Below are 13,669 nucleotides of genomic sequence, written 5' to 3'. Positions count from 1 at the left end.
GAGGGTAGAGGTATAGTTGGGAGTCGAAGGCTTTTATCAATTAGAATGAGCGTCAGAGCATCTCAGTGGATTAGGACCGAGATGCATAATGCGTTACAAGATCCATTCATTAGAGCATCCAACCCACTAGGAATAAGAATACCCCCAGACCTAAAGCGCTCCATTGCCAGGGAGAAGAGATTGTCGTTGAAGTAATGAAGAAGCTGCTGAGGGCACTTATCAGAAAAGCAATTCCTGCTCCGAGAAGAAAACTGTGCTTTTGTTTTTTAGGAGGTAGGGGAGGTAGTTCTTTGCGCTCTAAACGTTGGCGAAAATTAATTTCATCCAAAACATTGTGAAACAAGAGCGGCAGTTTCGCTAAGGCTTTACTACTCGCCGGGAGTTCTTTAGCAATTGTTTCAATTAAATGCGTTACTCCGTTTTGTTTACGCATCCATCGTTCAATAAAAGGTTTGGCAGTTCGCCAAAGATTGAGGTCGGGATAAAGCTGAAGACCAAGGCTTTCAACGTTAAAAAGAGTTTTTTGTAATAGAAGTAATTGAGGTTGAATTTCCATATTGAATTGATTAGCGGTTTGAAATAATCGTAGTAACAACTTGCCAAAAGAAATATCTTTTAAAGGTCTCTCAAAAATAGGTTCGCAAACTGTGCGGATGGCTGCTTCAAATTGATCGATACGTGAGTTTGCAGAAATCCAACCAGACTCTACGTGTAAAACAGCTACTTGTCGATAATCTCGTTTAAAAAAGGCTAATAAATTTTCAGCGATGTAGCGTTGATCTTGAGGGGCAAGAGATCCCATAATACCAAAATCCACACCAAGATATTGAGGGTTTTCGGGATCACTAACGTCAACAAATAAATTCCCGGGGTGCATGTCGGCATGAAAAAAACTATTGTGCAACACTTGAGTGAAAAAGATTTCGACGCCATATTCTGCCAATTTCTTCAAATTGGTATTTGCCGCTTTTAATTCCGCAATATTAGAAATGCGAATTCCATGAATTCGTTCCATTACCATCACATCGTGATGAACATAATCCCAATAAATTTTAGGAACATACATTTTTTCTGAATTTAAAAAATTGCGACGTAATTGAGAGGCATTAGCTGCTTCATGCATGAGATCCAATTCGTGATAAATGGTTTGCTCAAATTCAGCGACTATTTCTATCGGCTTCAATCGCTTACCGTGTTTCCATAATTTACGTGTCATTTTAGCCCCGAGATACATTAAAGCGATGTCACGCCGAATAGTTCGTGCTATATGTGGTCGAAGTACTTTAACGATAACCTCGCTTCCATCATGTAGCGCGGCTGCGTGTACTTGAGCAATGGAAGCAGATGCTAAAGGGTTTTCATCAAAACTAGCAAATACCTCGTTAACCGATTTACCATAAGCGGTTTCTATTAATGATTTTGCTATTTTGCCTGGAAAAGATGGGACTCTATCTTGCAATTTTTCTAATTCATCAGCAATGTCATCCGGCAAAAGGTCGCGCCGCGTGGAAAGAAGCTGACCGAATTTGACGAAGATAGGGCCGAGTTCCTCAAACATGATGCGTAAAGATTCCCCTCGAGGTTTATCTTCTTGAGTAAAACTCCAAGGATTGAGATAGCTCAAAATTCGAAGCCAAGGAGGTAATTCTCGAACTACTGGCGGATGAGGCCATAACGGATGAGAATTAAATTAATTTGAATTAACCGAATTAATTGAAAGAGCCATTTCATGCTGTCGGATCCCTTTTTATCATCAACCGCTGAATTCGTGCTTCTGCGCGATCGACATTGTGTTTCAAATCCGTAACAGATTGAATAAAGAATTCAATCTCTTCTGAAGACGGCATAATTTGAGATTCATTTTGTAAGTAATCCTGGACCTCCATTCTAAAGGCTTTAAGAGCAAATTTCCCGAAATTTGCAGCGCGCCTAATCTGGAGCCCAATTTGATGGGCTAGAATATCGCCAGTGATTTTAGACAAATATTCTTCCCAATCGATATCAATACCCGTCAAAATATCTCGAATTTGTTCACCTACCCAAGTGTCTCCGCTAATCTCTACTTGATTTTTAAATAGTGCAGAACTTGAGCCCTTCGCACAGCCTGTTTTAAAGAGATTTAGTAAGGTACCGGAGATAATAGTATCAGGCTCTTTTTTTCTGGCGGCAGTTAATTGCAACCCTTTTTTAGTAGGTAAAATAAAAAATTCAGTATTCCAGTCAATAATTCGAACTTTAATAATTTTATTTTCTAAAAGAGATAATCGTTGAACATGGTCGGAATCCAACTGTAAATAAGCATTTATTATTTTTTCTAAGCTGGAAAGTGCTAACGTGAACATTAAAATTTATAACCTCTATGAACTGCGACGATACCGCCACTTAAATTGTGGTAATCGCAATCTTCCAATCCCGCCTCAGTCATCATTTTGATGAGGTTTTTTTGATCGGGATGCATTCGGATCGATTCCACCAAATAGCGATAACTTTCTTCATCATTAGCTACTTTTTTCCCTAACCAAGGTAATAATTTAAAAGAATAGAGATCATAAAGATCCTGCAATGGGGAATGAGGTTTTGAGAACTCTAAGATAGTAACAAGTCCTCCTGGCTTTAGAACCCGATACATAGAATGAAGTGCTGCCATTTTATCTGTTACATTACGCAAGCCAAAACCGATGATGATCCGATCGAAAAAATTATTGGGAAAAGGAAGTACTTCCGCATTTGCTTGGATAAATTGAATATTACGGAAAATACCTTGATCCAAAAGCCGGTTTCTCCCTATTGTTAACATTGCGTCATTGATATCTGTCAAAACTACCGTTCCATTATTTCCAATTATGAGGCTGATACGTTTGGCTAGGTCGCCGGTTCCTCCTGCCAAATCAAGAACTTGATGACCAGGACGTAATTGAGAAAGTTTAATTGCAAAATCTTTCCAAAATCGATGAATGCCCAATGACATAAGGTCATTCATTAAATCGTACTTGCTTGCAACCGATTTAAAGACATTTTTAACTTTGTCTGTTTTTTGATTTTCAGGAATGATCTGATAACCAAAATAGGTAGTTTTTTCAATTTTATTCATGAGTTAATCATAACTTGCCAGTGAAGAGGCGACAAGCTAACGAGATGATTAGGGGAGTGGGTTAAGAAAATAACAACTTACTGCTTCTTCACTTCCTGAAATTGTGGCGCGAGAAGAGTATTTCTACAATTGGTCATAATAATCGTTAATGAATTGTTGAGTTAATGCCTGGTTACCAATGATAACTCCAAATTCCTGTAGATTGCTGGGGTAAAGATTGTGGAAGCCGACATAAAAGACTTTATTGTCAATAATCCAAACTTTAGCATGATTAGATTAAATATTGGTTGCTCCATTCGTCATAAAAATCAAACCGTAAGGGTGCTAAGTATAAATGGGTACATAAGAGCTTAATAACTTCTTCTTGGGTTTTTAGGCAACTGCTTTTAGCATTTAACGTGCGCTGATATCAGCTTTGATTTTTTCAGAAACCTCCGTCAATTTCACATCATTGGAAAGTGAGTTTGAGATTCTAATTGTTTTGCAATCGCTTCACTCATTTGGGCCCGCAGAGAATGCGTAACATGCTCTGCTTTATAATTACTCAAAACAATAAACCATCGCCGCTTTTCAATAATAAATTAGCAGGGCCCGTCATGGCGTTTCCCGCCGCATTGTCTTCTAACCAATAATCGGTTCCCAATATGTTGTAACCTAAATCTTGCTAGGAAATTCGAATTACTTTCTGGGCATGTTGGAAGAATAAAGTTCGAGCCATGTCCAATTGATTAGCGGGCATAATAGCACCTTTGGGAAATAATCCTAAACTCAGGCCGAGCGATTGTCATCACAGAGACGCCAGCGGTCGTTGAAGGGATCTCAGGTAATAGCGGCCCATGGATTAAACAATCATTAGTTATTTTGCCTTTATAATAAGTTTTATTATCGGCCTGTTGTTCTTATGAAAGAGGTTTTCCTTGATGGGTGCATATTAAATTGCCACAATTGATCTGAAAACCTATCAGCAGAGTGTGTGGCGGAACCACTTAATTCCACACTTAACATCATGAATTTCGGAATTTTCTAGATATTCTCCAGTTTGTAAATTATGACCCTCTGTTATCAGAGTCTGACCATCGACTACCATAATTTTGGCATGATTTAAGCTCGTGGGGTCAATTAAGCTGGGTTGGCTATTACCCCGCAACCGCTGAGAATATCAAAGCAACTGCGGGTGTTACCGAAGTAAATTTTGAGAGGTCCCGTGGGGAAATTTTTTTTGAATATCTCGAGTGTAAGTTGCTTGAGATAAGCAGTGTCTGTTTCTTCCGAATCAACAAGCGGCACTTGAGAATCTAAAGAGCTAAAGGAGGGGGGGGGAATACAACCCTTCTATAGGACTGCCACTGGTCGACCACATTAGCAGCGAGAAAGGCCGTTACGTCAGGCTGCCTAAATAACGGATGTCCGGAAAAATTCTAAAGTTATGATGTCGATAAAATTTTGGGCTTGAATGATGGTGTTGTAGAATTTATCAATAAAAGCGTCGGAATGGCCGATACACAGTTTAGTAGTAAGGCTAGAAAGGCGGTTATAAAATGCGTTCAAATTCTCGTAGCGAGCATAAATAGAAGTTTTATGAAAAAATTCCTTACATGAGCAGGAGTTTATTTTGGTTATAATTTCGTGCCCCATTTATTATCTAGCTTTCTCGGGGTAGATATTTTAGTTACCGTAAAAGTAGGTAATGGAATTATATTTCAACTTATGGCATGTCTTGTTCTTGCTCATGGAACAGTAGGTAGTGTTTATTGGTAACTTGCTCTCATGTTAATTGGGACCGGCACGATGGTGATCTGTCTTAATATGCTCTTGTCGAAACTTTTCTTGTTGAAACTTTATCAAGTTGATCAAGTTAGCGAGCGCTAGAGCAGATTTTTATGGAATTATAGTGGAATGAATATTGGATTTATTTTGGGATTCACTTTAGCCGGATATTATGAATTAAAACTTAATTATCCTATGTTTTTCATATTAACAGCCTTTAATAATATCGGGGCGTTAGGCGTTTTATTGTTACAGTGGAAGCGATTAAATGATAAAGATACGATTATTTTTAGCAAAGCAAGAACCCCGCGAACGGTTCAGTTACGTTGTTTGACAATAGGTGTCGTTATTATTTTGTTGTTGCTTCCTGCATTACATTGGCTCTTGCGGCATATGGAAATAAGCGATGACTTATAAGCGATGACTTAGTATTAGCGGCCGGTGGTTTAATGATGATTGTGATAATCAGAATAATATTCAAGCATCGGGGGGGGGCTGAGCGCAAAAAAATAATAACCTATTTTGGGGGTTGTCTATCAATTAGCGCCGATTATTTTTTCGATGATAGGACAATTGATTCCTATCCGATGGTAAAGCTTATGCATGGAAACGTTGTTATTAATATTAAACACAGGAGTTGTGGTTGTATTAGCGAGTTTCTTTTCTAATTATGCATTGGATCCCACCAAGGTACTTGATCCATTAATCATGAACCCATTTTACAGTCGTGCACTTTCTTCAATTAGGATTATTTACGCTGACAATCGGCCTCTTTTTGTTTGCTGCAACTCGAATCATTAAAAATTTAATTAGAGGAACTAAAATTTTTAAGACTTAGTCTTTAAGACTTAGTCTTTTAAAGAATATAACGACTTAAATCTTCGTCTTCCACGAATTTATCGAGTTGTTTGTTAACATAAGTAGCGTCGATAGTAATTGACTCTCCTTGTTTGCCTGTTGCTTCAAAAGAAATTTCTTCTAATAACCGTTCCATAATTGTGTGTAAGCGGCGGGCTCCAATATTTTCGGAACGACTATTCACTTGATATGCGATTTCGGCCAGACGTTTAATGCCATCTTTAGTGAAAGATAGTCCAAAATTTTCCGTTTTCATTAATTCAACATATTGTTCGGTCAGTGAAGCTTTGGGTTCGGTTAAGATACGAACAAAATCATCGGCCGTTAACGCCTTTAATTCGACCCGGATCGGGAAACGACCTTGTAATTCAGGAATTAAGTCGGAAGGCTTTGCAATATGAAAGGCACCGGAAGCAATAAATAAAATATGATCGGTTTTCACCATGCCGTATTTCGTGAAGACAGTACTGCCTTCCACCAGGGGTAATAAATCCCGTTGGACACCTTCACGCGAAACATCGGCACCCACGGCCCCTTCTCGTTTTACGATTTTGTCGATTTCATCCAAGAAGACAATTCCATTCTGTTCCACACTCATAACAGCATTTGATTTAATTTCATCTTCATTGATTAATTTTGTCGCTTCTTCTTCGATTAAAATGCGTTTGGCATCTTTCACTTTTAAGCGCCGAGACTTGGTGCGGCGACTAGACATATTCGACATGATTCCTTGTAGTTGGCTGATCATTTCCTCCATACCGGGGGGCCCATAATTTCAAAGGAAGGATGAACGCTAACTTCAATTTCAATTTCTTTATTGTTCAATTCACCATCACGTAATTTTTTACGAAATAAGTTCCTTGTTGCAGATTCTTTTTTTTCGGCCGGCTTTGCTTCTTCTTCAGTCGAAGGTTCCCCTTGGAAAGCGCCTCGTGGAGGCGGAATTAAAGCATCCAATATACACTCTTCTGTAGCTTCTTCCGCTAAACTTTTTACTTGTCTAATAGCTTTTTCACGGGTCATTTTTACCGCAGCGTCCACTAAATCGCGAACGATCGATTCGACGTCGCGACCTACATAACCCACTTCGGTAAATTTGGTGGCTTCGATTTTAATAAAGGGCGCTCCAGCTAAATTGGATAGGCGACGGGCAATTTCAGTTTTACCCACACCTGTCGGACCGATCATTAAAATATTCTTTGGAAAAATTTCCCGTCGTAAGTCTTCTGGCAATTGCATCCGGCGCCAACGATTGCGCAAAGCAATGGCGACGGCTCGTTTTGCGTCATCTTGTCCGATGATAAATTTATCCAATTCCGCGACGATTTCCCGTGGAGTCATAGTCATTTGAAACTCAGGATTACTCAAGGTTAATGAGGAAGAGGTCATATCTGTCATAATTTTTATCCGCTTGATGAAAAGTTAAGTTTCGCTATCGAGCTCTTTGATTGTGAAATGAAAGTTGGTATAAACACAAATCTTGGCAGCAATAGTAAGTGCTTTTTCAACTATTTCTCGTGCACTTAGATCCGTATTATTCAATAAAGATTTTGCTGCAGCTTGGGCATAAAGTCCGCCAGAGCCAATCGCCATTAAGCTTTGTTCAGGTTCGATAACATCTCCAAGTCCCGTAATAATAAGCGATTTCTTTGCATCAGCTACAGTCAATAGCGCTTCCAAGCGACGAAGTATCCGATCGGTCCGCCAGTCTTTGGCTAATTCAACGGCAGCACGGGTCAAATTGCCCGAATAATGTTCTAATTTTTCTTCAAATCGCTCAAATAGGGTAAAAGCATCTGCTGTGCCTCCAGCAAATCCAGCAAGTACTTTATCTTTATAAAGATAGCGAACTTTGCGCGCATTGCCTTTTAAAATAGTGCCATTCATCGACACTTGACCATCTCCCCCTATGACAACTTTGCCTTTCCTACGTACAGAAACTATTGTAGTACCACGAAATTGTTCCACTATTATTTCCCCACTGATCAAACCTCAAAAAGAGGTTATACCACCACATAGATTGGGTTAGAGGATCCGGTTTTCAAGCGCCTAGGGGACTGCTTTTAACAATAAACTATCTAATGGATTGAGGATTGAGCCTGAAGCTCACTTTGAGTTCGTTTGGCTTCTTAGGGGGGGGGTAGGGACCGATCATAACTCGGATTTCATACCATCATACCAATCCCCATCTGTGGGTGTGGTAAGTTTTAACGTAGGCAGGGAAATTTAGACTAAGTCGTGATTTGAGCCGTTAGGCGTCGGTGATATTTTGAATGAAGCAATTTGGAGAATGAAATGGGCAAGAGGTACAGTTCGACTAGCAAATAATGTTGGTGACATGGGCAGTAGCGTTGTCACTTCCATTTTAGGAAGAAGAGTATAAAACCCAAATTGGGATTGTTTCAATTTGACAGGAATCAATGATGAAGCCGATGCTTGAGCCATTGGAAGTCAAGTGTAATTTTATTTCCTTTATGGAAGGTGGGGGATTGCTTACAGAATGGTGTAAACGAAGAGAGAAAAAATCGTAATGGCGATGCCAGAAACTAAAATTATGGAAATTACGAGTTTGGGACCGAACGACGCGGGGGACTAAGTGATTTTTGGGGATAATCTCGAGTCATTGCTGCGGTGGTATATAGGAAGAGGGCATATACATTGATCAATAATTTTCCTCCATCATAAATTAGCTTTAAATTAACATTTGGGCCATCTGAAACTTAAATCAGCTTTTTATTGGTTAACCAATATTGGATCTACTGATTAGCCACTTGATCTGGCGTTAAATCTTGCCCTTCAATTTCTACTTTTTTCTTTTGATAAAGATGACTTAATTTTATTTTTAGCCTCGCTAGGAGCATGGTTATTTCCGTTTTACCTTTGGCGATCAGCATTATATTTTTTAAATCAGTAACCTAATTTCGTTTGAAAAATTGAAGTTCTCCATGCACAGTCACTGTACCTTCCTTTAGTACCAAAGGCGAGTTGCTCCAAAGAGAGCAAAGTACCCTGACTTAAAACATTTAGAAAGGGAGAATAAATTTGGTGGAGGAATTCAGTATCTATGGCGCCCGAATGATTGAGATTTAAAGCTGTCGTCACTAAAGTTCCTAAAGCTGTGATATTCATTTGAGTGAGCGACAATTTAATATTTAGTAAGGGGTGATATCAAAAAGATTACTTTTAGCCTTGTAGGCATGACCGTTAAGAGTGAGATCGGTTGTTCATTAATTGTTGTTTGCTGGGTTTGTAAGGCCATGTACTCTATCTGAATAGATTTCTGATGAGAACTAAGGAATAGATAAGTTTGTTAGCTTCTTAAGTTTGTTAGCTTCTAAAGAACGTTGTCCGTACCATAAAGAGTTTTTTTGTTGTAATTCGTTGTGCAGTACAAGGTTATTTAATGTTAATGTTATTAAGTTATTTTTTTGTTCAATATAATAGTCAGTGATTTAGCCGAAGAATTAGAAATCAATTGACAAGCACTAGGATTATATTTGACTTTAAAGCCTAAATTCTGAAGACTAATTTGTTGTTGTCCAGTAATGAAATTAATCTGATTGGCATAAAGAGTCGTCTCGTTAGCATTATTGAAACGGATCAATGTCGATGAGTGGAAAATGAAATAAGGTAGTTTCTCGCTCGCGTTATAAATCAAGCCTTTAGCTAAATAGATTCTATTTTGTCCCCCATTTTTCCTACCAAGTAAGGATCATTAAGTATTCGTTGCTTGAGCATAAATTGCAGGGGGAAATTATTCTTAATTAGTAGGAGGTAAAGTTACTTGAATGAGTGCGCTGGAAGTAAACCAACCACGCTCGAATTTAACAAGTTTTAAATTGATATTGTCTACCTGACCTAGATGGCTCAAAAGCTTTGAATAATTATTTTTAACCCAGAAACTCATACCTAGAGGCAGTAAGAGAAGGACAACAATCAACAACAAGAGCGGGAATCACAAAACCATTAATCACTTTAGTTATTTTGCTCATCTTTTTGCTCCTACATTTCTTCTGGGGCGGATACACCTAACAGAGTTAAACCGTTGACAATAATTTGGCGCACAGCAGCAATTACATTTAATCGCGCATTACATAATTTATCATTTTCAATGAGGAATCGTTCCGCATTGTAGTAGGCATGAAATTGGTTGGCGAGAGTTTGTAGATAGTGAGCAAGCAGATGAGGCGATTGTTGTATAGCGGCAGTATTCATGATTTCTCTATAACGTGACAAGGTACTTAGTAATTCTTTTTCATAACGGCTTGATAATAAAGATAAATTATCCATTCCTTCTGCAGGGTTCCATTTTTTTGAGCCACATCAAGCTGCCGGAAAACGCTGCAAATTCGCGTATGAGCATATTGAATATAATAAACAGGATTTTCATTCGAATGGGACTTTGCTAGTTCGAGGTCAAAGTCCAAATGCTGATCGGGCTTGCGCATAATATAAAAAAACCGCGCGGCATCATTTCCAACTTCTTTACGTAATTCTCGCAAAGTTACAAAAGTCCCGCCACGGGTTGACATAGATATTTTCTTGTCACCTCGATAGAGAATGGCGAATTGCACTAATAGAATTCGTAATTTAGCAGGAGATTTTCCTAAAGCTTGTAAAAAGGCACGCAGCCGAGGGATGTATCCATGATGATCTGCTCCAAAGATATCGATGATGAGATCATATTCTTGATTAAATTTATAGAGATGATAGGCAATATCGGCCGCAAAATATGTTGGTACGCCGTTGTTGCGAATTAATACTCGGTCTTTTTCATCGCCAAAGGCGGTAGCTAGGAACCATTTCGCGCCATTTTTCTCATAAAAATAACCTTGTTGATATAAAACATCTAGAGCTTCCTTAATTAACTTCTTTTTTATGAGTCGACTTTCTGGAAACCACTCATCGTAAAAAACGCCAAATTCTTCTAAATCATTTTTAATATCTCCCAAAATATTATCGAGTGCCGCATCAAAGATAACAGTGAAGTCTTCTTTAAGCACGTCTTTTTGAAATTTCACCCATGCGTCAAGGTAGCCCTCGGGGTCGGCTTCAGCGTCAAGGTAGGCAATAAATCCTGGATCATTTCTTTAGAGTAAAGGAAACGATCAGCGTATTTATCCTTCAATCCGCAAGCAATATCTACAATGTATTGGCCTTGGTAGGCGTTTTGAGGTAGAGCAATGTCCTCTTTATATTGCTGTAAATATCGGATCCAGACACTTAATGCGAGAATACCCATTTGTCGACCAGCATCATTAACGTAGTATTCGCGATGTACTTTATAACCGATCGTTTTTAATAAGTTAGCTACACAAGCACCATAAGCAGCTCCTCGACCGTGACCGACATGAAGAGGTCCAGTTGGATTAGCAGAAACAAATTCTATGTGTACCCGCTTTCCTTGGCCGATCCGACTCTCACCATAGTGCGGTCCGGCTTCTAAAATGGCAGCAATGATTTGCTGATGACTGCCTTCCGCGACATAGAAATTGATAAAACCGGGGCCAGCAATTTCCACTTTGGAGATATATGACGAAGCTGGTAAAGCATAGACAATTTTTTCAGCGAGGACGTGTGAGTTAAGCCCTGCAGTTTTCGCCATTATTAAGGCTAAATTAGTAGTAAAATCGCCATATTGGGGATTCTGGCTATGGGTAACTTTGAGTACTGGAGCGAGATGGGGGTTCAATGTCCCTTCTGCCTTTAACTTTTCAATGGCCTGATTCAATAATGTTTCAAGATTCTTCTTCATAAGTTCATAAGTCTATCATGTTGGGCTTGGAATTAAATCACGGTAATAATTCCCATAATTTTTCTAAAGAGTAAACTGTTACATAATGTTACCCAACTCAAAGTTATTCAAATAGAAATGATACGCTTGGAAGATAGAATTCTCTTCCATGAGAGATTTATATACTTTTGCATACGACCGACAAAAGCGGGAACTTGAAATTCAACCACCGCCTGAATCAGGCCCTTATCCGTTTCCTCGGAGAAAGAGTAAACTCTTTATAGGCGGCCTTCCTTGTTCATTGCATGACATTGATTGAGATTAATGCAAAATTGAATAGATTGGATGATTTACAACTGGAAGAATCCGAATATCAAAAATGGTTTTTTCGTAATCTTCGATATCCGCAATTTTTCAATGTAGTAACTTAAATTATGATGATATTATGAAATTATGGACCAATGGGAATGTGACAAAATAGACGGTTGGTCGATTAAAATTAATTCACGATCCCCTAAAACCAATGAAAGTGGTTAATAATAGCGATAAACGACACGTTACTGAATATCAGTACCCTTAATACTGGAATATTTTGGACCATGTTTTTTTACTGTCACCTGATTTGATTCGAATCTGACAAGGGATAGAAAAACTCTTCCTTTCCAACAATACTATAGCTTCTTAAAAAGCTTATCTCTTCATCATTTTTATATACAGGATTATTATTTTTGTTACGAATACCATTCGATATTAAAAATAGATTCTTCCCAAGTCAATGAATATGCTCGCCATGCTTAGCGGCGGGGGGTAGATATTTAACTTCCTTAACCACCTCTGTCCTTAAAAATGCTTATAGAGAAAAATCTGAAGAGCACACTCGGTCTATTGAAAACGAAATCGAGTGTAAAGGAGATTTTTTTGAACGTATCTACGTTAGCAGAAAAAAACAAGTGCCGGGAAAGAAAGCGAAGCCTTGAAGAAAGCCACTTAAGGCTTATTGGTTTGATTTGGCTTTTAAATAAAATAGGTGCTGTAATCCAAAATGGAATTGAAATGGAATTGATTTGAAAGAATATAAAATAGCTTTATTGACCCTTCTTCATGAAGAGATCAAGAAGAATGGGTATGGGTATGAGTATGAAGTGAATTCTCGATTAAAAGATCAAAAACGAAGATACCCGAGAAACCTTTTTTAGGACGGCAATTTTTAAATCTGGGAGGAAGGAATCAAATCAAAAACAGTTCTCGAACCGCAGGATTATTTCGTTTCCTCTCTTTCGAGGCTAAGAAAGAGAAAGCCCGTTGTGCTGAAGTCAACTTGCCTGTGGAAATTGGAATGCGATTGCGCTAGAGTTCGCCCTTAATTTAATTTTTTCTTCAGCTTATCCTAAAGGGAGAAATGTTATACTCATTCCATGAAGATGTCTCAGCATATCCTTATCGTTAATGACGACAGTGGTATTCGCGATCTTTTAGGGCAATTTTTGGGCGTCATGGGTTTAAACGAGTTTGGTAAAAAATGTTGAAGAGATTCGAGTTCTTTTAAAGAAGCACTCTGTCGATTTGATTATTCTTGATATCATGATGCCTGAGGATGACAGGTTAATGTTGTGCCGCCAAAATGCCGGCGCGAATTAGACCGTTCCAATCAACCGTTATTAGTGAGGTTTACTGGAATTTTAGGGTTAGAAATAGAAATAGGGGCGGATGATTATTATTTATTTAAATAAGCCTTTAATTCTAGAGAATTGTTAGCGTGGATAAAAGCTATATTGCGACGCAGTAATGGGCACGGATATCCTCGGGGAGGGCCCATTGGCGACCGAATAGTTTATGAGTTTTGTAAATGGAAATTAGATCCCGCCGAATGCCACTAATGTCGCCGGATAATTTAGAAATTACCTTAAATACGGGCGAATTTGATTTACTCTATACGCTCGTGCGGCGTTCCTAGCACGTACTGACTCGTGATAAATTATTGGACTTAACAAAGAACTGGCCAGCAGAGCCTTTTGACCACGGTATTGATATTCAAATTAGCTGATTGCGCCACAAGATTGAGCAAGATCTTAAAAATCCACAACTCATTAAAACCGTCCTCGGTGGTGGTTATATACTAGCGACTGAAGTTCTGCGAAAACAAAAGTAATGATGTGCGTAATTGATAAGTTTGCTCGACACGTAAGTGGCACCAAGGCCTTTGCAATGTTGTTCGTTAT

6 protein-coding genes and 3 pseudogenes are annotated in these 13,669 nt (G+C 38.7%); 1 reads left to right on the top strand and 8 read right to left on the bottom strand.

Features of this window, described 5'->3' with window-relative positions; genetic code table 11:
* Positions 1-109: 109 nt before the first annotated feature.
* The 3 genes and pseudogenes from ubiB to ubiE all read right to left on the bottom strand — a co-directional run bounded on the left by ubiB (position 110) and on the right by ubiE (position 3,091).
* Positions 110-1,731: pseudogene (gene ubiB, locus B1F79_RS00400) on the bottom strand (ubiquinone biosynthesis regulatory protein kinase UbiB).
* A complete protein-coding gene (locus B1F79_RS00395; RefSeq protein ID WP_251365543.1) occupies positions 1,728-2,342 on the bottom strand; it encodes a ubiquinone biosynthesis accessory factor UbiJ in 615 nt (204 codons plus the stop codon). The pseudogene ubiB and the gene B1F79_RS00395 overlap by 4 nt, the downstream one beginning before the upstream one ends.
* Positions 2,342-3,091: a bifunctional demethylmenaquinone methyltransferase/2-methoxy-6-polyprenyl-1,4-benzoquinol methylase UbiE gene (gene ubiE / locus B1F79_RS00390; protein ID WP_251365542.1), complete on the bottom strand. Its 750-nt coding sequence runs from the start codon at positions 3,089-3,091 to the stop codon at positions 2,342-2,344. The genes B1F79_RS00395 and ubiE overlap by 1 nt, the downstream gene beginning before the upstream one ends.
* Positions 3,092-4,987: 1,896 nt before the next feature.
* Here ubiE and B1F79_RS00385 point away from each other — a divergent pair.
* Positions 4,988-5,275 carry a hypothetical protein gene (locus B1F79_RS00385; protein ID WP_251365541.1) on the top strand — a complete coding sequence of 96 codons (288 nt, stop codon included), beginning with the start codon at positions 4,988-4,990 and terminating at the stop codon, positions 5,273-5,275.
* 439 nt (positions 5,276-5,714) lie between these two features.
* Here B1F79_RS00385 and hslU read toward each other — a convergent pair.
* The 5 genes and pseudogenes from hslU to argS form a co-directional block, all read right to left on the bottom strand.
* A pseudogene (gene hslU / locus B1F79_RS00380) lies at positions 5,715-7,063 on the bottom strand (ATP-dependent protease ATPase subunit HslU).
* Positions 7,064-7,138: 75 nt separating this feature from the next.
* Positions 7,139-7,684 carry an ATP-dependent protease subunit HslV gene (gene hslV, locus B1F79_RS00375; protein WP_251365540.1) on the bottom strand — a complete coding sequence of 182 codons (546 nt, stop codon included), beginning with the start codon at positions 7,682-7,684 and terminating at the stop codon, positions 7,139-7,141.
* A 258-nt stretch (positions 7,685-7,942) separates the two neighbouring features.
* Positions 7,943-8,161: a hypothetical protein gene (locus B1F79_RS00370; protein WP_251365539.1), complete on the bottom strand. Its 219-nt coding sequence runs from the start codon at positions 8,159-8,161 to the stop codon at positions 7,943-7,945.
* Positions 8,162-9,476: 1,315 nt separating this feature from the next.
* Entirely contained in the window at positions 9,477-9,656 is a 180-nt protein-coding gene (locus tag B1F79_RS06695; protein ID WP_372443086.1) for a hypothetical protein, read from the bottom strand.
* Positions 9,657-9,718: 62 nt separating this feature from the next.
* Positions 9,719-11,471 (bottom strand): annotated as a pseudogene (argS, locus tag B1F79_RS00365) (arginine--tRNA ligase).
* Positions 11,472-13,669: the final 2,198 nt, after the last annotated feature.

Source organism: Coxiella-like endosymbiont of Rhipicephalus sanguineus (assembly GCF_018687865.1).
Note: the sequence above shows the minus strand (reverse complement) of the source record. Positions and strands in the feature narration are given on the sequence as shown.